21 protein-coding genes are annotated in these 26166 nt (G+C 69.3%); 5 read left to right on the forward strand and 16 right to left on the reverse strand.

What is annotated here, in order from left to right:
• Positions 1 to 3 precede the first annotated feature (3 nt).
• The 4 genes from ABD235_RS10055 to ABD235_RS10070 are packed head-to-tail and all read right to left on the reverse strand — an operon-like array spanning position 4 to position 3834.
• Positions 4 to 1755 carry a VgrG-related protein gene (locus tag ABD235_RS10055; RefSeq protein ID WP_344172341.1) on the reverse strand — a complete coding sequence of 584 codons (1752 nt, stop codon included), beginning with the start codon at positions 1753 to 1755 and terminating at the stop codon, positions 4 to 6.
• Positions 1756 to 2499, reverse strand: coding sequence for a CIS tube protein (locus tag ABD235_RS10060; RefSeq protein WP_344172343.1), 744 nt, complete (start codon positions 2497 to 2499; stop codon positions 1756 to 1758).
• Positions 2499 to 2939 carry a phage tail protein gene (locus ABD235_RS10065; RefSeq protein WP_344172345.1) on the reverse strand — a complete coding sequence of 147 codons (441 nt, stop codon included), beginning with the start codon at positions 2937 to 2939 and terminating at the stop codon, positions 2499 to 2501. The genes ABD235_RS10060 and ABD235_RS10065 overlap by 1 nt, the downstream gene beginning before the upstream one ends.
• Before the next feature lie 13 nt (positions 2940 to 2952).
• Positions 2953 to 3834 (reverse strand): hypothetical protein, encoded by an 882-nt coding sequence (locus tag ABD235_RS10070; protein WP_344172347.1) that lies wholly within the window; start codon positions 3832 to 3834, stop codon positions 2953 to 2955.
• 475 nt (positions 3835 to 4309) lie between these two features.
• On the opposite strand from ABD235_RS10070, the gene ABD235_RS10075 reads away from it, so the two are divergent.
• A complete protein-coding gene (locus tag ABD235_RS10075; RefSeq protein ID WP_344172349.1) occupies positions 4310 to 5008 on the forward strand; it encodes a hypothetical protein in 699 nt (232 codons plus the stop codon).
• Positions 5009 to 5270: 262 nt separating this feature from the next.
• On the opposite strand, the gene ABD235_RS10080 is transcribed toward ABD235_RS10075, so the two are convergent.
• The 5 genes from ABD235_RS10080 to ABD235_RS10100 all read right to left on the reverse strand — a co-directional run bounded on the left by ABD235_RS10080 (position 5271) and on the right by ABD235_RS10100 (position 8995).
• Complete coding sequence (locus ABD235_RS10080) at positions 5271 to 5429, reverse strand: DUF6760 family protein (RefSeq protein ID WP_344172351.1); 159 nt, start codon at positions 5427 to 5429, stop codon at positions 5271 to 5273.
• Complete coding sequence (locus ABD235_RS10085; RefSeq protein WP_344172353.1) at positions 5426 to 5875, reverse strand: hypothetical protein; 450 nt, start codon at positions 5873 to 5875, stop codon at positions 5426 to 5428. Before ABD235_RS10085 ends, ABD235_RS10080 begins: the two co-directional genes overlap by 4 nt.
• The gene (locus ABD235_RS10090; RefSeq protein WP_112246009.1) at positions 5875 to 6318 is read right to left on the reverse strand and encodes a phage tail protein; all 444 of its coding nucleotides are present in this window, start codon (positions 6316 to 6318) and stop codon (positions 5875 to 5877) included. Before ABD235_RS10090 ends, ABD235_RS10085 begins: the two co-directional genes overlap by 1 nt.
• 29 nt (positions 6319 to 6347) lie before the next feature.
• Complete coding sequence (locus ABD235_RS10095) at positions 6348 to 7901, reverse strand: phage tail sheath family protein (RefSeq protein WP_344172356.1); 1554 nt, start codon at positions 7899 to 7901, stop codon at positions 6348 to 6350.
• 110 nt (positions 7902 to 8011) lie between these two features.
• Positions 8012 to 8995, reverse strand: coding sequence for a sigma-70 family RNA polymerase sigma factor (locus ABD235_RS10100; protein ID WP_344172358.1), 984 nt, complete (start codon positions 8993 to 8995; stop codon positions 8012 to 8014).
• Between the two features lie 128 nt (positions 8996 to 9123).
• Here ABD235_RS10100 and ABD235_RS10105 point away from each other — a divergent pair, with 128 nt between their 5' ends.
• Entirely contained in the window at positions 9124 to 9729 is a 606-nt protein-coding gene (locus ABD235_RS10105) for a dihydrofolate reductase family protein (protein WP_344172360.1), read from the forward strand.
• On the opposite strand, the gene ABD235_RS10110 is transcribed toward ABD235_RS10105, so the two are convergent.
• From ABD235_RS10110 to ABD235_RS10130, 5 genes are all read right to left on the reverse strand, one after another.
• The gene (locus ABD235_RS10110; RefSeq protein ID WP_344172362.1) at positions 9701 to 10165 is read right to left on the reverse strand and encodes a hypothetical protein; all 465 of its coding nucleotides are present in this window, start codon (positions 10163 to 10165) and stop codon (positions 9701 to 9703) included. The two genes, ABD235_RS10105 and ABD235_RS10110, sit on opposite strands and share 29 nt — an antisense overlap.
• Positions 10166 to 10352: 187 nt before the next feature.
• Positions 10353 to 11135 (reverse strand): eCIS core domain-containing protein, encoded by a 783-nt coding sequence (locus ABD235_RS10115; RefSeq protein WP_344172364.1) that lies wholly within the window; start codon positions 11133 to 11135, stop codon positions 10353 to 10355.
• A 51-nt stretch (positions 11136 to 11186) separates the two neighbouring features.
• Positions 11187 to 15161: a hypothetical protein gene (locus tag ABD235_RS10120; RefSeq protein WP_344172366.1), complete on the reverse strand. Its 3975-nt coding sequence runs from the start codon at positions 15159 to 15161 to the stop codon at positions 11187 to 11189.
• Positions 15158 to 17209 carry an ATP-binding protein gene (locus ABD235_RS10125; RefSeq protein ID WP_344172368.1) on the reverse strand — a complete coding sequence of 684 codons (2052 nt, stop codon included), beginning with the start codon at positions 17207 to 17209 and terminating at the stop codon, positions 15158 to 15160. Before ABD235_RS10125 ends, ABD235_RS10120 begins: the two co-directional genes overlap by 4 nt.
• 772 nt (positions 17210 to 17981) lie before the next feature.
• Entirely contained in the window at positions 17982 to 18767 is a 786-nt protein-coding gene (locus ABD235_RS10130) for a Pvc16 family protein (protein WP_344172370.1), read from the reverse strand.
• Between the two features lie 167 nt (positions 18768 to 18934).
• Here ABD235_RS10130 and ABD235_RS10135 point away from each other — a divergent pair, with 167 nt between their 5' ends.
• A complete protein-coding gene (locus ABD235_RS10135; protein ID WP_344172372.1) occupies positions 18935 to 20482 on the forward strand; it encodes a hypothetical protein in 1548 nt (515 codons plus the stop codon).
• On the opposite strand, the gene ABD235_RS10140 is transcribed toward ABD235_RS10135, so the two are convergent.
• On the reverse strand, positions 20479 to 21624 hold the full coding sequence (locus ABD235_RS10140; protein ID WP_344172374.1) for a zinc ribbon domain-containing protein: 1146 nt from the start codon (positions 21622 to 21624) through the stop codon (positions 20479 to 20481). The genes ABD235_RS10135 and ABD235_RS10140 overlap by 4 nt on opposite strands.
• 77 nt (positions 21625 to 21701) lie before the next feature.
• On the opposite strand from ABD235_RS10140, the gene ABD235_RS10145 reads away from it, so the two are divergent.
• The gene (locus ABD235_RS10145; protein ID WP_344172376.1) at positions 21702 to 23888 is read left to right on the forward strand and encodes a dynamin family protein; all 2187 of its coding nucleotides are present in this window, start codon (positions 21702 to 21704) and stop codon (positions 23886 to 23888) included.
• A gap of 168 nt (positions 23889 to 24056) precedes the next feature.
• Positions 24057 to 25517, forward strand: coding sequence for a dynamin family protein (locus tag ABD235_RS10150; RefSeq protein WP_344172378.1), 1461 nt, complete (start codon positions 24057 to 24059; stop codon positions 25515 to 25517).
• Here the strand turns inward: ABD235_RS10150 and ABD235_RS10155 are convergent.
• Positions 25510 to 26136, reverse strand: coding sequence for a helix-turn-helix transcriptional regulator (locus tag ABD235_RS10155; protein ID WP_344172380.1), 627 nt, complete (start codon positions 26134 to 26136; stop codon positions 25510 to 25512). The two genes, ABD235_RS10150 and ABD235_RS10155, sit on opposite strands and share 8 nt — an antisense overlap.
• Positions 26137 to 26166 lie beyond the last annotated feature (30 nt).

Below are 26166 nucleotides of genomic sequence, written 5' to 3' on the forward strand. Positions count from 1 at the left end.
GACTCAGTTGATCTTGACCAGGGCGGCCGAGACCGAGCACAGGGCGCCGCCCTTGACCTCGGTGTTGGCGCTGCCTTCGAGGGTCGTGTTGGCCCCCTTGAGCTGCAGGTTGCCGGTGGCGGTGACCGAGACCTCGCCGCCCTTGAGCTCGAGCTTGGCCGCGGCGGCGTCGATCACGACGCCCTTGCTGCCCTCGATCTTCACCGTCCCGTCGGCGTGCACGGTGATCGTCGTACTGGTCGCGTCGACCGATACGCTGAGCTTGCCGTCGCCGGTCTCCAGCGTGATGCCCTCCTTGCGGCCGTCCTGGTCGAGCAGGTCGATCCGGTGACCGTTCCTGGACACGATCGAGCGGCGGTTGACCGCGCCCGAGCCGGAGTCGATCGGTTCGATGCCCTTGGCATCCGGTACGTCGACGCCGTTGTAGAGCCCGCCGAGCACGTACGGCCGCCGCAGGTCGCCCTGCTCGAAGACGACCAGCACCTCGTCACCGACCTCCGGGATGATCAGCGCGCCGCGATCCTTCCCGGCGCCCGCGTGCACGGTGCGGGCCCAGGCGCTCACGTAGTCGTCCGACAGCCAGGGCAGCGTCACCTTCACCCGGCCGAGCTTCTCGGGATCGTTGTTGTCGCTGACCTGACCGATCACCACACCCGCCGGCGCCCGTTGCGCTGCTGCCGAACCGGTGAGTCCGAGCAGGCTGCGGTCGTGGGCGCCGGTGACCGCGAACGACGTCGTGTAGCCGGTCGTCGGGTCGATCCGGTGCCTGGTGGTGGTGACCGTGTACTTGCCGTCGAACGGCGTACCGAGGTTGTCGACCGTGATGGCGACGCCCGCCTTCAGCGCCGGGTTGCCTTGGGCAACACCGGTGAACTCGGCGAAGGCGCCGGCCAGCTCCTCCGCGATCGCGGCCGCGGCGGCGTCCACCTCCGACTGGGTCCGATGCGGTACGTCGGTCGCGACGTACACCTTGTCGCCGAAGGCGTGAGCGAACTCGGCCGGACTCGCCTGGGGCAGCTCGGCGCTCCTGGTCTGCGCCGGCCGCCTGGTCGTCAGCGCCTGCTTGGTGGACGTGTCCCAGCCGCGGACCTCGACCTCCTTCACCTGGCCGGCCGAGGTGAGTACCGCGCGGAACCTGAGCAGGTCGGTACCGAGCTTGAGCACGAGCGGGTTCTGTTCGTTGCTCGGGGCACCGGCCGCCGTCGCCGGCGGGCCGAAGTTGAACTTGCCGTCGCGGACGGAGACCTCGTACCCGGCCTCGGCGGCCAGCGCGTCCAGGAGCTCCCAGTCGCTCGTCCCGGCCTGCGACACGTGCTCGAACACGGTCGTCGTCGAGGCGATCGTCCCGTTGGTGAACCCGGCGCGCTGCGAGACCTTCTGCGCGATGTCCGACGCAGTCATCTGCAGGTAGCTGCCGGTGCCGCGTCCGCGGAACAGGCGATGCGCGGGGTCGTAGCCGCGGATCACCGTGAACGATCCGCCGGTGTCGAACTCGGCCTCCAGCGCGGTGATCTCGCCGGCCATCAGCAGCGCGGCGGTCTGGCTCGTGCTGGTCAGCACCGAGATCCGTACCGGCGCGCCGATCTTGGCGCCGGTCTTGGCCAGTACGACGTGGTCGCCGTCGCGGAAGCGGATCTCGAACAGGTCCGGCAGGCGCTGGCTGTCGTCGACGTACACGGTGCTCAGCAGGTTGACCACGTCGGCCGGCAGCGGCGACCCGTTGATCTCGATCAGGCAGCTGTTCGTGATCGACATTCAGAGCAGCTCCTCGGCCGCCGGGAACACGACCACCGATCCGCTCGGCAGGCGCATCGGGTCGTCGATGCCGTTGTAGCGGGCGATCGTGCGCCACATGCCCGGGTCGCCGTACTCGGTGTAGGCCAGGGACGCCAGGCTGTCGCCGTCGATCATCCGGTGCGAACGGCGGACGGACTGACCGCCAGAGGTCGGGTTCTGCCGCCACGGCTCGTTCGGCATCTCCTCCATCGCGACGCTGCAGACCGCGCGGATCGGGACGCCGTCGGCGCTGAACAGCGTGTACTTGACGCTGACCGAGGTGACGAACGCCGGGAAGCTGGCGATCTTCCCCCACTGCAGCATCACCAGCGGCGGCGTCGGCTTGTCCTTGCCGCGGCTCTCCTCGGTCGGCACGCAGCAGCTGAACAGCTTCTCGACCGCGGTCACGACACTGTTGTCTTGGTTGCCGGAGGCATCGAAGAACATCTCGACGGTCAGCTTGCACGGCTCCGCGCCGCTGAACTCCGGCGGCCCGGCCGACTTCGCCTTCTTCGCGGGCTTGCGCTCCCACTTGGCCGACTTCTGGATCGTCACCTCCTTCGGGTTGAACTGGAACGGGATCTCGCCGCGATCCTGGCCCTGCGACCCTTCCTTGGACGGGTCGAACAGCTTCAGCTTCGCCTTCTGCAGGGACTTCTTCTCCTCGGCCGGCGCCGCGCCACCGCCACCGCCGGACGCCTTCAGGGCGATCGGGTCGGTCATCAGCTCACCCTCTCCGCGGTGAACCCGTGATGGGCGAGCTCGAGGGTCTCCATCGCGACCTTCGGCGAGTCGAGGTTCAGGCCGGGGCCGGACCACTTCACCGGGATCACACCGGCGAGCCGCCACGTGGCGACCTTCTGCAGCCCGGCGGTCATCGCGGTGATGCTGCCGGTCGCGGGCTTCACCCCCGACGTCATGCTGGCGAGCCAGGCCATCACCTCGGTGGTGTCCTGGCACAGCGGACGGGTGAGCTTGATGTTGCTGTACTTGATCCGCGTCGGCAGCTGCCAGACGAACCCGTTCTGCCCGCCCTCCTCACGCTGCTCCAGCACGACCTCGAGCCCCAGCCCCTCGCAACTGTTGAACGCCCCGAGCCGCTTGTCGTCGATCGTCACCCCGAAGCACACGGTGACCGCCGGTTCCGGATACTGCGGATTCATCCCGCCACTCCCCCTACCATCGGTCCGACACCCGTCCCGCCCGCTCCCGATCCAGCCAGAGCTCGGCCTTGAGCTTCGCGGTCAACGGCTCGTAGAGCCGCTTCGCCAGCTCCTCCACTTCGGCCGCGCTCACGGTCGGCTTCTTCGCCTCGACTGTCGCCTGGGGAACCGCCTGAGGTGGCGGCAGCGCTTCCTCAGCCGTCTGGACGACTTCCTCACCGAACATCCGCTGCAAAGGCACCGACCGCACAGCCTCCGCCGGCTGGAAGCTGTCCTCCAACGACCAGGACAACGCCTCACCCTCGGTCCGAGCCTGTACGGCGGTGCTCTGCGAGGTCTCGCGGGTCGGCATCACCGACGAGGCTTCGCGTGCGGGCTGCGGCATCACCGGAGCACCCAGCGCCGGATGCCCGTGCACCACGCGCTGAACAGCTGGTGTCGGCGCTGTTTCCTCACCGATCGCGCGCTGCACCAGTTCCACGGCCCCCGCAAGCGGCGCTACCCCGCTTGCACGTTGCGGTTTTGGCGGCGGCCACAACAACTCAGCAGATGCAACCCGCTGGACCTCCACAGGCCGCTCGGCAGGTCGCACACCCACCGGCTCTCCACTCGTATCCACCCGCGCGGACCCGCCCGTCGTTTCCTGCACCGGCGCGCCCGCGGCCATCCGCTGAACAGCAGGCCCACCCAGCGCCGCCACAAACGGCGACCGTTCCAGCGGCTCCGAAGACCCAACCAGCGGCATCTCCTGCACCGCCTCCGCTCCTCCGGCCTGCACCTGCTCGACGCGCTGCACCTGAACCGCCCCGCGCTCCTCTGTCGGCAACTGCGGCGCACGCACCTCACCCACGAGCGGCACCTGCCGCACCCGCGACACCACCTGCATCTCGGGCATCCGCTGTACCGACGGTGCACTCAACCCAGCAGGCTCCTGCGCCGGCCTCGGAATCTCCACAGCCCCGTCCGCCACCTGCTGCACCGTCGGAACGGCCGCCACGCGGGACACGACTGGTACCTCCGGCGCAGACACAGGAAGCACAGGTGGTGCGGACGACAAAGTCGGCAGCTCCGCCGGCGGTTGCCCACTCGGCACCTGCGACGCACTGGCCTGCAACACTGTTGATGCCTCAGCAGACACCAGAGGCATCTGCGAGGCCGGCGATCCACCAGGCATCACCGGCCGCCGCACCGACGGCACCTCCGTCGCACCCGACGATCGCGAGACCATCGGACCCTCCGGCGCACTCGCCACTCGCGACACCACCGGCACGTCGGGCGCACTCACCGCCCGCGACACCGTCTGCACCTCGGGCGAAATCACCTCCCGCGACACCATCGGCACCTCGGGCGCACTGACCACGCGCGATACCGTGGGCATCTCGGACCTGCTCGCCGTCCGCGACACCGCCGGAACCTCCGGCGCACTCTTCTTCCCCGACACCGTGGGCACCTCCGGCGTGTTCACCACCCGCGGCACCGGCGCCGCCTCCGGCGCACCCACCATCCGCGAAACGATCGGCACCTCCGGCGCACTCGCCGCCCGCGACACCGTCGGCCCTTCAGGCGCACTCACCTTCCGCGAAACCATCGGCACCTCCGGCGCACTCACGGCCCGCGACACCATCGGCATCTCGATCCCGCTCGCCCCACCCGACACCTGTGGTGCGCCCTGCTCGACGGGCAGCTCCGGCACCGATCTCACCGACGACCCCTCCGACTCCTGCGCGACCTCAGACACCCCCAGGTCCGCCGACGTCTGCACCACCGACTCCGACGCCCCGCGCCGCTGCACCACCGGCCCCGGACTCACCGGCACCGACCGCGCCTCCACCGGCGGCAGCACCACCGCACCCACTCCACTTGTCGCCGGCAACGAATACGTCTGGACGCCGGACAACACCTCCTCCGCCGGCAAACTCTCGACAGCACGCTGCACCGTCGCCCCCGAGAACCCCGAAGGAAAACTCACCTTCCCACCGGCGACCGGCGTCGCATACCCACCGATCTCTCCCCGCGGCGCCTCCACCTCCAGCGCATGCCCGAGCGGCGCGAGGAACCGCGGATCCTGATGCGTCGCCAAAGACCCCCGAAACGACCCAACGGCCGCGACCGGCTCGATCTCCCCCACCGACCGCTGCAACGGCGGCAGATCCACCCACTCCCCGCGCGACTGTCCCAGCCCCCAAGACCCCGACGCGTCGGCGCCGCCACCAGCACCAGCACCAGCACCGGCTCCCGCGGCAGCATCAGGAGCACCACCGGCAGCGCCGGCGCCCCCACCACTACCACCGAACACCCCACCAGACCACCGGAAAGGCCACCGCACCCCGCTCACCTCCCCGACTGGACGCGCGTGTTCAGTTGACCGATCTCCTCGACGAACCGCCGTCGCTCAGGGTGCTCCAGATCGAGGATCTCGTCCCGCGACCAGTGGAAGTGGTAGGCGACGTACGCGACCTCGGTGTACAGCTGGTCGGGCGCGTACGTCACGATTCCCCCAGGCGCCCACCCGCCAGATCCACGGCGAACGCGTGCCCGCACTCGGGACAGTCCACCCCGGCCCGCGTGTGCCCTTCCTGGTTCACCCGCCGGTACAGGTCCTGCAGAAACGCCAGGTCCGCCGCGAACAGGTCCTCGATCACCCCGGCGTGGATGTCGGTCACGCTCCCGAGCCGCGTGACGACCCGCCCGAGCAGCACCACCGTCAGGTACGCCGGGTTCTCCCGCACGCGGTCGTCCCGCAACGGCACCAGCTCGTCCCGGGCAGTCGCCAGTCGCATCACCCCGTCGCGGTGCACGACGCCCGACCCGTCGACGTACCCCCGCGGCAGCACGAACGGGAACTCCGTCCGCAACGTCTCCTGCACCGGGGCCGCAACAGCAACCTCAGCCGCGGGGAGCTGGGCCTCGAGCGCCGCGGACGCCGTACGGCGCATCACTCCACCTCGAGCCGTTCACAGGTGACGACCAGCTTCTCGGTCATCACCGAGGTGTCGCCGGCCTTCATGGTGCCGATCTCCAGGCTCTTCGGCCACGCGTTGGTCAGCTTGTACCGCTTCAGCGGCGCGCCCTCGTAGTCGTACACGATGATCGCCCCGCCCTTGCGGACCGCGCCCATCTTGCCGAACTGCGAGTCCTTGATCCACTTGTCGAAACTGGTGTCCGACGACAGCCCGCGGGTCAGCGTGATCTCCGGCGCCTTCCAGCGACCGGGCAGCTTCTTGATCACGTACTTGCCGTCGGCACCGTTCTCCTTGAGCTCGATCACGTCCTGCTCCATCTTCAGGCCGCTGATCTCGGTGATGCTCTTGATCTGGATGCCGTCGAACTCCAGCCCGAAGGAGTGACCGACACCGGAGTCCATGTCCGGAAGCGCCATGACTGGTTACCTTTCTCGCGTACTGGGGGTCACTCGCTGACCAGGCTGGTACCGCCGGAGAACTGCGACAGCCGGAAGACCACGAACTCGGCCGGCTTGACCGGCGCGACGCCGATCTCGCAGACCACCTGGCCGGCGTCGATCCCCTCGGCCGGGTTGGTCTCGGCGTCGCACTTGACGAAGAACGCGTCGTCCGGGGTCTGGCCGAACAGGGCGCCGTTGCGCCACTCGTTGACCAGGAAGGCCGAGATCGTCCGCCGGACGCGCGCCCACAGCGCTTCGTCGTTCGGCTCGAACACGACCCAGTTGGTCCCGGCGAGGATGGACTCCTCGAGGTAGTTGAACAGGCGCCGTACGTTCAGGTAGCGCCAGGCCGGGTCCGACGACAGCGTCCGCGCGCCCCAGACCCGGTTGCCGCGGCCGGGGAACGTCCGCAGCACGTTGATGCCGACAGGGTTGAGCAGGTCGTGCTCGGCCTTGGTGATCTGGATCTCGAGGCTGACCGCGCCCCGGATGACCTCGTTCGCGGGCGCCTTGTGCACGCCGCGGGTGTCGTCGTTGCGCCCCCAGATCCCGGCCATGTGCCCGGACGGCGGCATGAAGCCGAGCTGCCCGGTGCCTGGGTCGGCGGTCTTGATCCACGGGTAGTAGAGCGCGCCGAACGCCGAGTCGTAGCCGGCCTTGTCGACCAGCCACTCCTTCACCTGCTGGGCGTTGAGCCCGGGCGGTGCGTCGAGGATCGCGATCCGGTCGCCCATCAGCTCGCAGTGTCCGAGCATCGCCAGCTGAACCGCCTGCACCGTCTCCAGGTCGATCGCGCCCTGCTGGTACGCGCTCATCAGGTCCGGGACGCAGAGCATCGTGATCTCGTCGACCGCCTCCAGGCCGCCGAAGCCGGTGCGTTCGGACACGTCGCCGACGTAGTCCTCGGCGCTCAACCGCGGCGACGGTACGGCGGGCGCCGGCGGCGGCGCGTTCAGCGCGACCTCGCCGAGCGCGGGCCGGTCCAGCGCTGCGCCGGTGATCTCCTCGATCTTGACCAGCTTCGAAGTCGCGTTGACCACGGTGGCGACGTTCGTCTTGCCGCGGGACACAGTCAGCCGGTCGAACTCCTCGGTCTGGTTGCCGTTCTGCTTCACGACGATCCGGAACATGTCCTCGGACGGGTTCTCGCCACCGGCGTCGGTGATCTCGACACTCATCTCGCCTGGAGCCTGAGCACCGTCGAGCGCGACCACCCGAAACCGGCCCAGCATCGCCTGCGGCCCGGCCGGCACTTCCTTGCGCCCGCGCGCCGTCTTGCCGTCGTTCGCGTCCGCACCGCCACCGATCCGTACGACGTAACAGTTCCCGCCGCCGTTCAGGAAGTACCCGTACACGGACTGCGCCAGGTACGACCCGGGGACGAATCCGCCGAACGTGTCCATGAACGCGGTCCAGTTGCTGATCAGCGTCGCGGTGTTGAAGGGGCCGTCCTCGGCGAGCCCGACGAACGCGGCCACCGCCGTACCGACACCTTCGAGCGGGCGGGCGCCCGATTCGACTTCCTCCACGTACACACCTGGTGACAGGTACGTCGGCATGCTGCCCTCCTCGATCAGGATTTGCTCCAGCCTGCGGCCGAGGCCGGCTGACCCGGGCGACCATGTGGACGCAGACCAGGGCACTCTCGCTTGCCCGAAGGGGAACCTGGTCAGCGCGCGGGGAGCGATCGTGGCAGCCCGAAGAATGGGAGGACGGTGTTCTCGAAGCGCGTCAGGGCGCGGATCCGGTCGCCGGCGAGCGTGACGACGTACAGGCCGGTCCCGCGGCGGGTGCCGGACGGCGTCCGCAGGTAGGCGCCAAAGGCCGGCTGCCCGTTGGCCCGCGTCGGCACGAGGTCGAACCGGCGGCCGGCACCGAACAGGAGGGCGCAGAAGTTCGCGACGACGTCGCGGCCCTGGTACTCGAAGGGCAGCGGCGGCATCGACATGAACACGTCGTCGGTCAGCAGAGCCACCAATGCGTCGACGTCGGCGGACTCCCAGGCGTCGACGAACTTGGCCACGACTGCTTCTTCGACGGATGAGTCGGTCGTGGCGGCTTCCTGGCGCTGGAGTCCCGCCCTGGCTCGCTTGAGGGCACTCTTGACCGAGTCGACGCTGGTGTCGAGCAGCTCGGCCGTCTCACTCGCACGGAACCCGAGTACGTCGCGCAGTACCAGTACGGCGACCTGCCGCGGCGGCAGCAGCTGGAGCGCGGTGATGAAGGCCAATGAGATCGACTCGGTCTGCTCGTAGCGGGCTTCCGGTCCAAGCGGGACGTTGATCGCGCCTTCGAGCAGAGCGTCCGGGTAGGGCTCGAGCCAGGCGACTTCGCCGAGGCGCGTGGGCTCGGGCGGTTCGACGCCGGGGATGTCCCACGCCTTGGCCGGGCGCCGGCTGGCCGCGCGCAGCACGCTGAGGCATCTGTTGGTCGCGATCCGGTAGAGCCAGGTCCGGATCGACGCGCGACCGTCGTACCCGTTGAGCCCGCGCCACGCATCGAGCAACGTCTCCTGCAGCGCGTCCTCGGCGTCCTGGAACGAGCCGAGCATCCGGTAGCAGTGCACGTGCAGCTCGCGGCGATGCGGCTCGGTCAACGCCCGGAACGCGTCCTCGTCCCCGGCCCGCGCCCTGCTCACCAGATCTGCCCTCACGTGCTCCACCTCTCTCGTGGTCCTCCTCTACAGACGCCGGCCGGACGGCAAAGGGGGCGGCGACCCTTTTCCGGATCCCGCGGCGTCTGCCTCGGTGACAGCTACACAACACCACCTGGGAGAACGCCATGGGAAAGCTCGTCATCAGTCAGAACATCTCGCTCGACGGAGTCATCGAGGACCCGGTCGGCACCCGCGGCCGGGGCAACTGGTTCGACTTCATCAGCGCCCGTGATCGTGAGGAGTGGGCCAAGCTCGAGCTCGCGGAGGCGCTGGGAGCGGAAGCCCTGCTGATGGGACGCCGCAGTTACGACTGGTTCATCGGCCGGGGCTGGGTCACCCGGGAGGGCGAGTGGGCCGACCGGCTGCGCAACCTGCCGAAGTACGTCGTCTCGTCCTCCGCGCTCGACGACCCGAACTGGAAGAACTCGATGGTCCTGTCGGGCGACGTCGTCCAGGAGGTCGCGCAGCTAAAGCGGCAAGTGAACGGCGATCTCGTCGTCAACGGCAGCGGCCAACTCGTCCACACGCTCCTGGAGCACGACCTCGTCGATGAGCTGCGGCTGATCACGTACCCGGTCGTGGTCGGAGCGGGTCAACGCCTCTTCCCTAAGACCAACAGCCTGCGACCGCTGCGGCTCGTCGACGTCCACACGGTCGGCGACGGTCTGGCAGTCCTCACCTACGTAATGCCTGGTTCTTCGGTCAGCAGTCGAGGTCGATCGGCCGGTTGAACGGGTCGATCGAGGCCGAGTCGGCGTCCGCGGCGTCGGCGCGGGCGGTCGCCTCGGTGTCGTGCATCTCCTGCAGCTTGCTCGCCATCTCGCTCTCCAGACCGGCCTTCCCACAGCCCGTGACCGAGTACGGCCGCCGCGTCGTCCCGTTGTACTTCCGCAACCGCCGCGCATGATCCTGCTCGTGCGGCCCGAGCACGTCCCGCAGAAACACCCGCACCCGCCGCTGCTGGCAGGCACTCAGCCCGTCCGGCATCCCGGGCATCCGAATGTCCACGTCCACGTGGTACGTCACCTCCAGCGTCCCGGTCGCCTTCAGACAAGGATCTTCGTCCGAGCAGTCACAGTCCTTCGCCCGCACCACCTTCGGCTTCCCTACGACGCTGGTCCCACCGTCGTAGGTCCCCTTCGTCTCCCCATGAAGACTCACACTCACCGGCCCACCCAGCAACGCCACGGACACCGCCCGATTCCCAGCAGTCTGCTGCAAGGCCAACACCCGCTCGTACGACGTACCAACCGCCGCCCGCGCAACAGCCCCCGGCGGCACCTTCCGCCCCACGGCCTTCCGAACCCGACCCTGCACACCTCCAGTGCACCTTGCCCGGCTCCCGCTGTCTACCTCACCCCTCCTCCTGAGCCTCTTCCTCCTCCTCCCGCTGCACGAACGCCCCCTGCACTTCCTCTTCCTTCTCCTCCCCTTCCTCCCGCTGAACCTCCGCGCCCTGATCCGCATCCCGCTGAACCCCAGCGTCGTCCTCCTCGTGCCGCTGCACCTCCGCGTCCCCCGCAGCCACCCGCTGCACCCCCGGCACCACAGCAGCGGTCGCCGGCGCTGGCGACGCCATCACCCGCTCCGCATTAGCCGAAGCCTCCCGCTCAAACCGGTCCGACGGATCACTCACCTTGATCCCACCAGGCACCGAAGTCCCCTCCACCGGCCCACTCCGCTGCTGCACCACATGTGTCAACTCATGAGCCAGCATCGTCTTCCCCGCATCAGACGCAGGATCGTACTTGTCCCGCTGAAACACCACGTTGCTCCCCACGGTGTACGCATGAGCATTCACCGCCTTCGCCGAGTCATGAGCCGCCGAGTCGTCATGCACCCGAACATCCGAGAAGTCATGCCCGAGACGCCCCTCCATCTCCCCCCGAACCTCAGGCTCCAACGCCCGCCCCCCAGAGGAGATCACCCCATGCACCGGCGACTTGTCCTCCTCCACCATCGCCGTAACCCCACTGTTCCCCACAGCCCGCTGCAACCCGAGCATCCCAGCCCCGCCCAGCACATCGGTCCGCCCCTCAACCCCCGCCTTCCCCACCTGATCCGAAACCTGCTCCTCAACCCGCCCACCCTTGGGCCGAAGCGCCTTCTCCTCAGCATCAAACCCGTGCTCGTGCATGTTTCAGTCCTCCTGAAGAACGTGCGATCTCTTCGGTGACATCCGGGTCGATCAAGACCTCCCGCCAGGTCGCCGATTCCGGATCCGCTCCACCTTGTCCCGAACCGCGCCCCGGCTCATCACCTCCTCGTAGACCAACCGGATGATGTTGCCCATCTGCGTTCTCGACGTACCGTCGATGGCGTTGAATCCGGGTGTCGGCGCCTCGTTGCCGCGCCGCTGCCCGTTCGTCCTCGTCGCGCCGGGCTCGACCATCTGGTTCTCGGTCTGGACCGCGTCCACGGTGCGGGCGACCGCGTCCTTGCGGATCTCCTCCAGATGCGCCTTCACCGCCTCCCAGGCGCGTTCGCCTTCGGACGTGTCCATCCCGAGCTCACCACGGTCGGCACCCCGCGCGATGATCTCCGCCATCCCAGAAGCCTCCAGGATCGCCTGGAAGCTGTAACTGCGGGCGTTGTCCGCAGGCGTCTTGATCCGGGCCGCGCGCTCGTAGATCATGATCGTCGTCTGGGCGTCGTCCTCGTGACTTCCCCGCCACGGCAGGTAGAGCTTCAGTGCGCGCCACAACGACTTGCCGGCGGCGAATGGGATGATGTGTTCGGACTCGAGCCAGAGCAGCCGGTTCTGATCGCGAAGACTGGACGGCTTCTCGCCGTGCAGGCCAGGCCGGCCGATACCGTCGGCCGGGTGCCCGGGGTCACCCGTCGTAGTCTCGTGATTGATGACGTAGGCCTTGGTCGCCGCCACCAGTTGCGTGAGGATCTGCTCCGCCTGTGCTTTCAGCGCCGCGGCCTGCTGGGCGGCTGCAACGTCCCCGTCAGCTCGTGACGCCGTCGCCACGTAGTTGTCCATCACCGTCCGGAACTGTGCCTCGAGGTCCGCCACGGCCGGGGTCGGTGCAGCTTGCGCACTGGGCGCCTCGACCGACGCGGTGTAGAGGATCCCCGGCTTGCCCTTCTTCGTGTAGACCGAGTGCTTCTCGCCGCCGGCTTCGAAGGTGCGGCGGAAGGTGATACCCAGCAGCCTGTCCCGGATTCCGCGCAGCCCAGCCGCTCCGGCAGCGACCTTGCCCTTGACCCAGTTCTTGCCGGCCTCGGCCTTGCCCTTCACCCACGCCTTGCCCGCGGCGATCTTCGCCTTGGCCTTCCCACCGATCGACTTCAGCCCCCGGATCACCGGCCCCGCCAGCTTCAGCCCCGTCTTGATCACAAAATCCAGCGCCTTGTTCACCGGCTTCTGCAGTTTCTCGACGATCTCCCGGATCTTCTGCCCGATCCCGCCCAGCCCGATCACGCTCGCCAGGAACCCGATGATGATCGGCACCATCTGCCCCAGCACGTCGTTGATCTTGTTGACCACTCCCCCGACGTTGCCCTTGACGATGTCGGCGACCGAGTCGATCACAGTGTTGACGAACTTCAGGATCCGGCTGCCGTTGTTGACGAAGAACATCACCACGTCGTAGATCAGCTTGCAGGCCTTGATGAACGCCGCGGCCGGGTTCAGCAGCCCGATCAACCACGTGATCCCGGCAGTGATGATCTTCGTGATGACGAAGTCCTTGACCTGCTCGAGGATCATCTCCTTGATGTCGCCGAGCTTCTCCATCAGCATCTGCCAGAGCCCCGCGATCCCCTCGCTGCGGAGCTTCTGGAAGATCTCGACGCCCTTCTCCATCGCCGTCATCGCCGGTTCGCCGACCTGCTTGACCAGCCGGTTGCGGATGTTCGCCCATGTCAGCCCGAACAGCGACAGCAGCAGCTGCAGAATCCCGCGTACGTCGAACTTGTCCGGCAGCTGCACCCCACCCTCGGCCAGCGCCCCGAACAGCCAGCTCATCAGCCCCTTGCGCAGGTGGTCGACGATGTTGTCCTTGAACTTGAGGATGCCGCCCTTCACCCCGTCGATCAGGTTCGACAGGAACCCGACCGGGTTCTTGACGATGTCCCCGACCACGCCCGCCACCCTGGCGAGCACGTTCTTCAGCATCCCGACCAGTTCGCGGATCGTGTTGATGACCGCCTTGATCGCGCCGATCGCCTTGTCGACCAGGCCCTTGTTCTCCGCCTGCAGCTCCTCGATCCGCTCGTCGAGGCCCTTGCGCGCCTCGGTGTACTTGCTCGCCAGCGACTCCACCAGCGCGTCCTGCTTGGAGTCGACGTCGCTCTCCAGCTGCTCGAACTTGTCGCCGATCTCGCTGGAGGCCTCCGACCCGATCTTCTGCAGGTCCTTCGGCAGACTCTTCACGTACGCCGCGATGTCGGCGCGCCCCTTCGCGATGCGCGCCTTGGCCGCGGTCAGGTCGCCACCGACGATGTCGGCGACCCGCGAGATCACCCCGTCCATTTGCTTGAGGTAGATCTCGCGGCCGGCGTCGTAGAACTCGTTGACCTTGTCCGGCATCCCGACCAGCTTGTCCTTGGCCCACCGGAACCCGCCCAGCCATCCGCCGTACCGGTCCTTCTTGAACGCCGACATCTTGGCCGCGACGTACCCTTCGAACGCCGCCCGCGCCTTCGCCTCGCCCTGCTCGAACTCCGCGTCGACCTTCGGGTCGATCCCGTCCAGGATCACCTTCACGTCGGCCTCGGCCGCGGTGAAGATGTTCTGGATCGTCGTGGTGACCTCGGCGCGTTTCAGCTCGTCCTTCGACTTCGCCTTGCCCTTGTCGGCGACCAGCTTGGCCAGCGCCGCCGCCTTCGAGCCCTGCATCCCGGCGACCCCGGTCTTCGTCTCGGCGGCCGCCTCGGTCTTGTTCTGCTCGATGACCTGCTGCTCCTGGGCCCGGAACGCGGCGGGCGCGGTGTCCGCATGCGCCGCGGCGGTCTGCTTGTCGGCGAGCGCCCCCTGGAACTGCGGCTCGTTCGACTGCGCCAACTGCTGATCGGTGACCTCGGCCTCGGCCATCTCGCTGGTGGCCTCGTGTTTGCCGGCCTCCAGATTCGTCTGCTCGGGCGGCGCGACCTTCGGCGCGGCCCCGCCCGCGGGGATCGCCGCCGCCTGACCAGGATCCTCGGTCTCCATCGGCGTGACCGGCTTCGCCACGCCCTTCGACGTGTCCGGCGGCGCGGCCGTCGCGGTCTCGATGTCCTTGGCCTGGCCCTCCTTGCCCTGGCCGACCATGCCCTTCAGCTCGCCCTTGACCTCACCGGCCTTGCCGGACTCCTTGTACTCGTCGGCCTCCTCGAGCGTCTTCGGCGACTTGGCCTCGATCGCGGTCTTCACCGACGCGATGAACGCCTTCTTGTCGAACGTCCCGGCCTGCTGGGCGTCCATCGTGTCGGCCTTGGCCGCCTTGGCCTGACCGCTCAGGTCGTCGGTCGGCGCCAGCGCCGCGTCCTGCGCCTCCTTCGCCTTCGACGCCGCCGGCGGGTGCGCCCGCTTGGCCTTGGCGAAACCCTTCACATTCCCGGTCACACCCGTGAACGCCGGATCCTCCTCAGGCCGTACGCCGGTAGGCGGCGCCGGCGGCTCCAGCAGTTGCGCCCCCGACAACGGCGCCATCGCCGGCGCCGCGCCACCTCCACCGGCCGCTGGCGCAACACCACCGCCCCCGCCGCCGGAGCCCTTGCCCTTCCCACCCGCCTTGACCGGCTTAGCCGCAGCCTTCCCCAAGGGACTCACCGCCGGTACAGGCTTCGTCGGAGGCACCGCCTTCTTCGGCGCAACAGCCCCCGGCCCAAACCCGGTCTTCGTCACCGCCAACGCCGAAGCTGGCGGCTTCACCCCTTCCAGATCAACCGGTACGCCGGCCGCCTTCGCCGCCTTCAGCCCCTTCTCGACGGTGTCGACCGCAGGCTCGTCGTTCCGGATCTCCACCAGCGCCGCGTCGATCTCACTCGCCGCATCCCCACCCGGCGAGGTCAACTTCGCCGCCATCAACGCACTCACCGCGGCGTTCCCCGCCTTCCGCTGCAACGCCAGCAACCCCGGCGGGACAGCATCACCGGCCGGGCGGTCAGGCGCGGTCCGCCGCCTGCCCTCCACCAGGGCTTCGGACACCTTCGCCGGAGGACGGTCGCTCACGGCGTCGCCCCGTCGAGCATCCCGTAGTACCGGCCGAACTCGCGTTCCAGCACCAGCCGGCCGAGTTTCCGGTACTCCTGCCCGACCGCCATGATCAGGTCGGCCATCCGCACCGGCTGCCCCGACTCCGCGGCCAGGTACGCCGCGCTCACCGAGGCCGACCGAATGTTGCCCCCGGCAAGCTCGAAGGACTCCGCGCAGAATTCCAGTTCGAGGTCGTCCCCGAGCGGCAGCGGCGGCGCCAGGCACTGCTGCCACAGCCGCAGCCGCAGGTCCGGCGTCGGCGCCGGGAAGTCGATGATCGCGTCCAGCCGCCGGGTGAACGCGTCGTCGATGTTGGCCCGCAGGTTGGTCGCGAGGATCGCGAGCCCGTCGAAGCTCTCCAACCGCTGCAGCAGGTACGCGCTTTCGATGTTGGCGTACCGGTCGTGCGCGTCGCGGACGTCGCTGCGCTTGCCGAAGATCGCGTCCGCCTCGTCGAAGAACAGCACAGCGTTCACCCCACCGGCCTCGCTGAAGATCCGCTCCAGGTTCTTCTCGGTCTCCCCGACGTACTTGTCGACCACTGTCGCCAGATTGACCGTGTAGAGATCGAGCCCGAGCTCGGTCGCGATCACCTCGGCCGACATCGTCTTGCCGGTCCCGGAATCACCCGCGAACAACGCCGTCACACCCCGCCCGCGCCCGCCGCCGCGCCGCATCCGCCAGTCGGTCAGCACGGTGTCGCGGTGCCGTGCGCGGGCCGCCAGCCCTTGCAGCGCACGCCGTACGGCGGGAGCAAGCACGAGGTCGTCCCACCCGACCTCCGGCTCGATCCGCCGGGCCAGCCGCTCCAGCCCAGCCGCGTTCTGAGCACGTACGCCGCGCCGCAGGTCGTCGGCGGTGATCGCCGTACCCGCCAGCAACGCCGACGCGGCCGCGGTCCTGAACACGTTCCGGACCTGCCCAGGCCCGAGCGCGAGATGCGACGCGAGGATCTCGGGATCGAGGTCGGACTCGCGCAGGTGTTCCCGCCAGAGCTCGATCCGGTCGTGCGCACCGAGTACGGGCGCATCCACCGTCAACGGCGTCTCGGGACTCCACCGCGGATCCCAGGTCGTCGTACCGACGAACAGCACCGGCGGCTCCCACCGACTCAGCCGGTGCAGCGACTCCAGCGACGCCTCAGCCAACGCCTCGACGGGACCGACCACCAACCCCGCGTCTTGCAGCAACGCCTCCCGCCCGGCGATCACCGCCAGCCCGAGCGGATCCGAGTCGCGAGCCATCAGGTTCAGATCGATCGCGACCACCCCCCGACCCGCGGCGGCGAGTGCCGCCGCAGCGATCGACTGCCCAGTCCCCGCTTCGTGCTCCCGCACATGAACCAGCCGCACGCCGGCCGCCAAACTACGCCCGAGATCCGCGCTCGCGTCCGTCTTGTACGCCGTCAGCTCCGCCAGCATCGGCACCAAGCGATGATCAGGCAGATCGTCTCCCAGCAGATGCGCGGCAACGCGATCCGGCACCCGAATCGCCCGAGTCAAAAACGGCCGCTCGGGATCCTCGACAATCAACAGCCCGCGATCAACCAGCGGCCCACCCGGCAACAACCGCCCACGAGCAAGCGATGACATCGAGGAGACCCCAGCAAGCTCCAGCGCCAGCCCAACACTCGGCCGCCGCCGAGTCACGTCGTCGTTGAGATACCCGTAGAGCCGTTCAAACCGACTGTCCAGATCAGGCAACAACGCAATCACCAGCAACTCGGTGTCCAACTCGGACAACCCCGCCGTCGAAGCCAACCGCCGCAGCCGAATGACGTTGCCCTCAGCAACGTACTCGTCCGCCTGCTGCTCAACCGCCGAGGCCGCAGCAACCTGGTCCACAACCTCCGCGCGCGCCTGGCCGCTGAGCAACCGATCGACCAACTCGTCGTTCACATACAGCCCACGGAACGGGTCGTCCATCGCCGGATCATCCGCCCGACGCTCGGCAACAAGCGCCCGGATCCGGTCCTCAACCAGTCCCAGCCGCGCCAGCAGATAGTCCAGCCCGTGCCCTGTCACCCGGACCCCTCACGCGCCCGCCGCAAACCATGCCACGGCGTACCGCCTGCTCCCTGCCGCGACGCTTCGCCGCCCAGCTCGTACGCCGCACCACCAGCCACCCCACGCCCCGGGCCGGCAACCGCCTCCTGCCGGGTACCGCCCGCAGCCTCATGCGCCGCACGGCTTGTCCCCTGACGCGCCGCGCCGCCAACTCCCTCACGCGCTGCACCGACGACTCCCTCGCGCGCCGTACGACCGGCTGCTACACGCCCCGGACCCGCAACCAGCTCCTGCGGCGTACAGCCTGCTCTCCCACGCGACGCACCGCCACCTTGCACACGCGACGTCCTGCTGGCATCTCTACCCGGCGTACCGCCAGCATCCTTACGCGAGAGATCGCCCACCTGCTCGCGCGGCGCAACGTCTGCATTGCTCCGCGACGTACCACCGTCGCCCCCACACGACGTACCGCCTACCTCGCCACGCGGCGTACCACCGCAATATCCAAGCGGACCGCCGCCGGTCCCACGCGGCCTACCACCCGCATCCCTGCGCGACGTTCCACCAGCCCCATCGCGGGGCCCGCCGCGATGTGCGCGCGGCGTACCGCTGGCTTCTTCGCGTGCGATAGCGCCAGCAGCCCCAAGCGCTGCATCACCGGCATCCCGACGCGGCGCACCGCCGGCTACCGCGTCCGACGCACAGCTGGCGCCACGTACGGCGACAAGCGCCCGGATCCGGACCTCGACCAGTTCCACGCTCACCAACAGGTAGCCCAGCCCTCGCGCAGTCACCCGGACCTCTTCCGCGGCCGGCGGGGATTAGGACGCGCCGTACCGCTGGCACCATCGCGAGACGTACCGTTGCCGGCCTCGCCCCCACCGTCGCCGTCGCGGGACCCACCGTCGCCGCCGTCGTCGTCGCCGGGCCCACCGTCGCCGGGCGGCGAACCTCCCGCTCCCCCGCGCGGCCGACCGTTAGCTTCCTCGCGGGGCGGCCAGCCGTCGGTCCCACCTATCGACACCCGCGGCGGCTGATCGACAAGGGTCGCGGCCTCGTAGACGCGGCCGGTCGGGGTCGGTGCGCAGACGACCAGGTCGAGGGAAGGTTTGAGCTCACCGCCGAGAGCCGACCAGACATCGGCGAACGAGCGGTCCTCCGGCGGCGGCAGGGCGATCGAGACCGGCACGGATAGGCCGAGCTCGGCGAGCGGCCCGGTCACCAGGTCGGTGGGCAGCGCGTCGTGGCGCAGGAAGCACGAGAGCAGACCGGACAGCAGCCGGTGCTCGTCTTCGGGCCTTTGGGTCCAGGCCGTCACCAGGTACGACAGCTTGAAGTAGCGCGGCGGCAGGTGCCGCGCGGTGATCCGCCGCTCGTCGTCGTACTCGTTCAGCAGGCCGCGCTCGCGGCGGCGGAGGTCCTCGCGGATGTCGTACAGGTAGACGTCGATCGTGGGCGCGTTGCGACGGCTCGACCACTCCTTGGTCGGGGCGTCGAACACGACTTCGACGTCCCGCGCGCCGATCGCTTCGCGCTGGATCAGGGCCTGCAGCGCCGAGTCCACCTCTTGGATCACGTCATCGAGTGTTCGACCGGTACGCCGTACGCCGGCAGCGGGCCGGGGTCGAGCCCGGGGCACTGTCCGCTGCCCGATCGGGCACACCGGCATGCACCACCAAGCAGGCGACGCCGCAGGGTCGCCGGGCTTAGCCTGAACCCGACGATCACGGGAGGGGACGCCGAGTGACCGACCCGGTGCTGCGGCTGGAGACGACGCAACTGGCCGCCGAGCCTGGTGGTCAGGCTCGCGCGGAGTTCACCGTGCTCAATCCCGGGACGATCGTGGAGAGCTACGAACTGGATGTCGTCGGTGAGCAGCCGATGCCTTGGGCTGAGATCACGCCGGCGGTGTTGTCGGTCTACCCGCAGCAGCAGGAGACGGCGACGGTCGTGTTCAACCCGCCGACTGGTCCGACCGGACCGGGCGGCACGGTGCCGTTCGGGATTCGTGCGAAGTCGCAGGTCGATCCGTCGAACAGCGCGGTGGTTGAGGGGCAGCTCGAGATCGGGCGGGTGTTCGGGTTGCAGGCCAAGTTGACGCCGGTGACCTCGTCGGGGCGTTGGCGTGGGCTGCATACCGTTCAGTTCAGCAACTGGGGGAACTCACCTGCCAGGTTGCGGATTGTTGCGTCCGATGCGGATCAGGCGCTTGGGTTCTTCGTTCGGCCCGACGTCGTCGACGTGCCGCTGGGGGCGACGGTGACCGCGCGGATCAAGGCCCGGACGCGCAAGCCGATACTCCGTGGATCGCCGGCACGCCTGCCGTTCAAGGTCGTCGGCGAACCCGATCCCCCACCGCCACCCGGTACGCCGGTGCCCGCGGGCCCGGATCCGGCGCGGCCGGTGGTGGACGGTGCGTTCAACCAGAAGCCGATCTTGACCCGCGGCGTGATCACAGCGGCCACCGTGGTCGGGGCCGCGCTGGTCGGCGTACTGGTGTTCGCGTTGACGCGCGGTGGTCCGGCACCTACGCCGACGGGTGACGGCACCACCGTGCCGGCCACGCCGGTGCTGACTGCTAAGGCGGGCGGGCCGGGGACCATCGCGCTGGTCTGGGCGACCGTGCCGAACATCGACTCGTACGCGCTGCACTTCGTCGACGCGGCCGGCAAGATCAACAAGTCCGAGCGCAACGTCGACGTCAAGCAGACCGCGAAGAACGTCGAGGGGCTGCAGGGCAGCACGAAGTACTGCTTCGTGCTGAGCGCGGTCAACGGCGAGCTGGAGGGTCCACCGTCGGCAGTGGCCTGCGCGACCACGATCGCGACGCCGGTGACCCCGACCTCGGGCGCGGTCTCCAGCGCGCCGCCGACCGGGGCGCCAACGAGCGCGGCCACCAACGGAACTACCAGCGGACCCCCGCCGACCTCGGGCGTCACGCCGTCAGGTCCGGCGACGGCCGGGCCGGACAGCCCCGCTTTCACGCCGGGCCAGTGGATCGCCGCGGTCGACTTCCAGCCCGGGGCGACCGGCATTGCGGAGCAGACCGCCAAAGATCTGGCCGCCCGCTTGAAGAGCGCCGGTGTCGACGCCAAGGTTTTGCATGCCACTGGCAACTACCCCGGGCTGGTCAAAGCCGACCGCAAGACGCCGCTGGCCGACGACTGGGTGGTCTACACCGGGCCGTCGGCAACGCCTGACCAGGCCGTCACCATCTGTAAGTCCGAGGCCGCGCAGAAGGTGTTCAAGGGCGCGTGTCTGGCCTACCAACCGGGCCAGGCCCCGAGCTAACGGGGGCGACTCTGCACCGCGAGGCTAGTGATCGCCGCGACCGGCTGAGCGGCTCCCGCCCGGCCGGGGTAGGTCGCGCCGATCGCGATCGTCAGATCCTTCACCGGTACGCCGGTGTCGAGCACGAGCTTCTGCACGTCGGCACTGTCCTTGAGCGCCAACTCCTGGCAGCGCCCCTCCGAGAGAACCAGCAGCACACTCGGGCGGAACTGCAACGGGCGTCGGGCGTCAGTGGCTGGCAGGCCGGCCAGTACGTCGAGCCGACGCACTCTGATCGGCGAGGGGAAAGACAGCCGGATCGTCCCCTGGGCGGCGGCCTTCCCGCTGCAGCCTTCCAGCGGCACGACCACGTTGGTCGCCCACGGAGTGGCCCAGGCGTCGTCGAGCGGAGCGGAGGTGAGCGCTTCGATGCTGTAGCCGCCCTCGGCGATCGACTCGGGCGGCGCGGCCGCGACCGTCGCCAGATCGACCGGGACGAGGGTGCCGCGTACGTCGTTCACGCGGTCCTTGGCCCAGGTCACCGGGTTCGTACCGACGACCGACAGCAGCACCCACGCGGCGGCGATCGCTCCGATCGTGATGATCACACGGCGCCAGCGGTAGAGCGGGGGGAGGCTGCGGCGGTAGTCGCGGCGGGCTCGACGGTCCTTCGGGTCCCAGAAGCGTTGCCACCAACCGTTTTTCGCGACCGTGGGCGGCGCTTGGTTGGCGGAGCTCGACGGGTGCAGGGCCTTCCCGCACTTGCGGCAGAAGCGGAGGGTTTGCGCGTTGGGGATCCCGCATTGGGGGCAGGCCATTTCGCCGGGCTTCGGGCGGGCGGAGTCGTCCTCGTACGGCGGGGGTGGCTGCACGTGAGTCTCGGGGAGGATCGCGGTCTGGCCGACCGCGGGCTGACCGGCCGCCGCCTGCGCGCCCGCGGGCTGGCCGACCGCGAACTGACCCGACGCGGACTGACCGGGCGACCGCCCGGGTCCCGGTTGCGCCGCCGCGGACTGCCCAGCGGTCGGCTGGCCGACAGCGGGCTGACGCACAGTCGGCTGGTCCGCGGCCTGGTCCCAGCCGAGGTAGACCCCGCAGTACAGGCAGAAGGCCGAGCCGGCCGGGTTGCGTTCCCCACAGGCGGTGCAGACGTCCTCGTTCATCGCGACCTCCCCCTTGCAGCCGAGTATGGCACTAGCCTTTGCTGCACGGTGAGTACGAAGGGGGGCTTCGTGATCCGATGATCAGCTGCGAGAGCTGTGGACGGTCGAACGACGACGACGCCGTGTTCTGTACGTCGTGCAACCAGTACCTGGCCTGGTCCAGCACCAAGCCGAAGCAGCCGGAGCCGGCCGCACCGCCGACCCCAGAGCCCGCCCCTGCAACACCAGAACCCGAACCCGAGCGGACACCCAGGCCCGAGCCCGAGTCGGCACCCGAACCCGAGCCCGAGCCCACACCCAGGCCCGAGCCCGAGCCCGAGCCCAAGACGCAGCCCTTTGCGCCTCCCCCACCCCCACCACCCCGCCCCGCCACCAACGTCGGTCTGCTGATCGCCGCGATCGACGAAGGCAAAACCCTCACCCAGGAACGAAAACGCCCCGACCTCGCTGCCCGTTTGGACACCGCAAAGGCCAAGCTCGACTCCCGCACTCTCACCGCTGTGGTCGTCGGCGAGTTCAAGCGTGGCAAGAGCACGCTCGTCAACGCCCTCCTGCAGACCGCGGTCTGCCCGGTGGACGCCGACATCGTCACCGCCGTACCGACCCTCGTCCGGTACGGCGAACCCCCGGGCCTCACGGCGTACCGCCAGATCGATACCGGCCAGGCTCCCGTCGGCTACCCCGCGCCCCTCAGCCAGATCGCGCAGCTCGTCTCCGAATCCACCGACGCCAACGAGCACGGTCGCCTGCAGTCGGTCACGGTCGAGGTCCCGCACCGCATGCTCCGATCAGGCCTGAGCCTGCTCGACACCCCGGGCGTCGGCGGCCTCGACTCCGTGCACGGCCAGCTCACCCTCGCCGCGCTCGCGTCCGCCGACGCGATTCTGTTCGTCACCGACGCCGCCCAGGAGCTCACGGCACCCGAGCTCGAGTTCCTCAAGACCGCGCTCTCCCGCTGCCCCGCCGCCGCACTCGTGATCACCAAGACCGATTTGTACGGCCACTGGCGCCGCATCGTCGAGCTGAACACCGCCCACCTGGCCGCCGCCGGCATCGAACTGCCGATCCTGCCCGTATCGTCCTTCCTCCGGCTCCGCGCCGCCCAACGCCCGGAACTCAACCAGGAATCAGGATTCGCCCCACTTGTAGAGTTCCTCGCGACGGCCGTCGTCGTCCCCGGTACGACGCGAGCAGCCGCCGCCGTCGCGCAGGAGGTCGACTTCGTTGCCACGCAGCTCGCGCAGGAGTCCGACGCCGAGCGCGTCGTACTGACCAAGCCCGAGAGTCGTCCCGCGGTGCTCGCCAAGCTCACCCGTGCCCGCGATCGCGCCGCGAACCTCACCGCGGTCAGCGCGACGTGGCAGCAGACGTTGTCGGACGGGATCGCCGACCTCGTCGCCGATGTCGAGCACGACCTGCAGAGCCGCCTGCGCACGGTGATGCGGGACGCCGAGACCATCATCGACCAGGGCGATCCGAACGAGACCTGGGCCGACACCGAGGTCTGGTTGCGCCGCCAAGTCGCCGTCGTCGGCGTTGCCAACCGCGACCTGTTGCTCGAACGCGCCCGCGACCTGGGCGACCGGGTCGCGGAGGCGTTCGACTTGGAGGCCGGCACCGAGATCGAGGTCGATCTGTCGGACTCGATTACCGACCTGGACCAGTTCGAGCTGGCGTCGGTCGCCACCTTGTCGATGCCGGGCGGGCGGCTCGCGGCGCTGCTGATGACCGGCCGGGCCGGGATCATCGTGCCGATGGTCGTCGTCACCCTCGGTGGGTTGATCCTGCCACCGCTGGCCGTCGCCGGCGTCGCGACCGCGCTCGGTGCGGGTATCGGCGGCAAGCTGCTCAGGGACGAGCGCAAACGCCAGCGCACCTACCGGCAGCAGCAGGCCAAGGCCGCCGTACGCCGGTACGTCGACGAGGTGGCGTTCGTGATGAACAAGGACACCCGCGACGGCCTGCGCAGGACCCAGCGACGGCTGCGTGACGACTTCCAGGAGCGCGCCGGCCTGATCCACCGCTCGGCCGGCGCCGCGCTCACCGCCGCGGACCGCACCGCGAAACTCGCTCCGGCCGAGCAGTCGGCGCGCGCCGCTCAGCTCTCGGTCGAAGGCGATCGACTGCGATCGATGCGGTCAGGACTCCGCGAAGTCGCGATGGCGGGTGCGCGCCCAGCCCTCGGGGCAGCCGCCGGCCTCGGCGTCGGCGCGACAGTGCACGCGATCGTCACCGACGACGACCAGGTGGACGACGATGACTGATCGACCCCGCGACAAGGGCGCCACGCATCCAGATCGCGTCGACGACGGGCGGACGACGATGACTGACGACCTCGTCGGCGCGGGGCCGCGCTGCCACCGACCGACGGACAGCACCGGAGGCCCGGGCCGCGCTGGCGCCGGTCCCGCTCGAACGACAGGTAGACGACGATGACTGACGACCTGTCCGCCGCCATCCTCGCGGTCCTCGACGAGGCCCAGCGCTCAGCCCGCACCGACGACCACCGGGCACAGCTCGACGAGATCCGGACCCGGCTGACCGGCCCGCTGCGGCTGGCGATCGCGGGCAAGGTGAAGGCCGGCAAGTCGACCCTGCTGAACGCCTTGCTGGGTGAGGAACTGGCCCCGACCGACGCCGGCGAGTGCACGCGCATCGTCACCTGGTACGCGCTCGACGACCGGCCGCACGCCACGCTCTTCCCGGTCGACGGCGTACCGCACGAACGCCCGTACGACCGCGACGGCGGCGCTCTCGAAGTGGATCTCGGCGGACTGGACGCGGCCGAGGTCGACCACCTCGAGATCGGCTGGCCGACCAGCCGGCTGCGCGATCTGACCATCCTCGACACCCCGGGCATCGCGTCGATCTCGGCCGACGTCTCCGCGCGGACGCAGCGGGTGCTCGCTGCCGACGACGGCCGGGTGCCGATCGCGGACGCGATCCTCTACCTGCTGCGGCACACGCACTCCAGCGACATCCGGTTCCTGGAGTCGTTCCACGACGACGAACTGGCGCACGGTACGCCGATGAACGCGATCGGCGTCCTGTCGCGTGCCGACGAGATCGGCTCCTGCCGGCTCGACTCGATGGAGGTCGCCGAGCGCGTCGCCCGCCGGTACGAGGCCGAGCCGCGGCTGCACCGGCTCTGCCCGGTGATCGTGCCGGTCAACGGACTGCTCGGGCACACCGCGACGACCTTGCGCGAGGCCGAGTACGCGTTGCTGGCGACCATCGCGCAGGCTCCGATCGAAGAGGTCGCCGAACTGCTGCTGACCGCCGACCGCTTCGCCTCGACGCCGAGCGGACTGCCGGTCACCGAGCTCGAACGCGAGCATCTGCTCGGACGACTCGGCCTGTACGGGGTACGGCTGAGTGTCGAGCTGATCCGGAGCGGAGCCGCGTCCAACTCGTCCGAGCTGAGCACCGAACTGACCGAGCGCAGCGGCCTCAACCGGCTGCGGGCGATCCTGGTTCGCCAGTTCGAGACGCGCAGCCGGGTGCTCAAGGCGTACTCCGCGGTCGCGGCGCTCACCGACCTCCTGCGGTCCGGCGACTTCGAGCCCGGGCTGCAGGCGCGGGTCGAGGAGATCAGCGCGGGCGCGCACGAGTTCCAGGAGATCCGGCTGCTCTCCGACCTGCGGTCGGGCGGGATCACCCTGAAACCCGAGCGGACCGAGCAGCTGGACCGGCTGCTCGGTGGATCCGGGCACGACCCGGCCGCGCGGCTCGGGCTTCCGGAGGATGCCGCCGCGGACGACGTACGGCAAGCAGCGCTCGCCGCGCTGTCGTCCTGGCAGTCGTTCGCCACGCACCCGCTGACCAGCCGGCCCGCCCAGCTTGCGGCCCGCGTCGCAACGCGAACGCTGGAAGGGCTTTTAGCAGTTAAATGAGCCCTTCTCTTACCGCATAAGCGACGGCATGCGAGCGGTTACGAAGCTGCAGCCGCGTGGTCACCTCGTGCAGCACGTTCTTCACGGTTCGTTCGCTGTAGTTCAGCGCCTGGGCGATCTCGCCCGTGTCCAACCCGTCCGCAACCAACCGCAATACGTCGACTTCGCGCGGACTCAGCCCGGTGAACGTCAGACCGCGCGGTGCGAGCACCTGCCGTTGCAGTCGACCCAGCTGCTCCATCAACCGACCCAGCAGGTCGGACGGGATCTCACCATCACCAGTTGCCACCCGCGAGATCGTCCGCACCAACGCATCCGGCGTGGCGTCGATCCGTCGCAGCAACCCACCGACGCCAATCTCCGCGGCCACCACCAGCGCCGCCTCGTCCAGCACGGTCGCCACCAGCAGCAGCCGAGGCATCTCGCCCCGACGCAGCGCGCGCATCGTCCGCGCGGTGTCGTCGTCCAGGTAGTCGGTGACGACGACCGCAACCGCGGCCTCGTCCACCTCCATCTCGTTGACCAGCCGCACCTCGGGCCGCGCCCGCAGCTGACTGATCACCCCCGCCCGCGAGATCGGGTCACTCCCGTGGACGTAGGTCAAGATCGGCACACTCATCGAAGCCCCTCCCCAAGGTCAAGACCTCCA

The sequence above is a fragment of the Kribbella lupini genome (assembly GCF_039529595.1).
GTDB lineage: Bacteria > Actinomycetota > Actinomycetes > Propionibacteriales > Kribbellaceae > Kribbella > Kribbella lupini.